The organism is Dactylosporangium aurantiacum, assembly GCF_000716715.1.
GTDB classification, from domain to species: domain Bacteria; phylum Actinomycetota; class Actinomycetes; order Mycobacteriales; family Micromonosporaceae; genus Dactylosporangium; species Dactylosporangium aurantiacum.
In genome coordinates this window covers 1-301 of the sequence record NZ_JNYJ01000180.1, presented here as the reverse complement: position 1 = coordinate 301, position 301 = coordinate 1, and the positions used below count along the sequence as shown (strand labels likewise).

The 301-nt window shown below is 70.4% G+C and carries 1 pseudogene; it reads right to left on the bottom strand.

What is annotated here, in order from left to right:
- A pseudogene (locus tag OP18_RS56695) lies at positions 1-120 on the bottom strand (DNA-binding response regulator); the annotation flags it as partial.
- Positions 121-301: the final 181 nt, after the last annotated feature.

Sequence of the window (301 nt, the reverse complement as noted above, 5' to 3'; positions counted from 1 at the left end):
GGTGGCGTCGACGGCGGAGCCGGACTCGCCGACGACCTCGATGTCGCCCTCGCGCTCCAGCATCTCGCGCAGGCCGAAGCGGACGACCTCGTGGTCGTCGAGCAGATACACCCGAATCATGAGGTCCTTTGTACCCGACGCGCGGCCGCGGCGACCCGGGCCGAAGGTCCCGACGGCCGCGGGACCCCCGCCCCTTCGACGCGGGTGATTGTCCTCTGCGGCGCGAGGGTGCCGGTGCCCGACGCTGTTGGCATCACACAGGACGTTGCCGAGTAGAGGCCCGGAGGGCACATCATGAAGC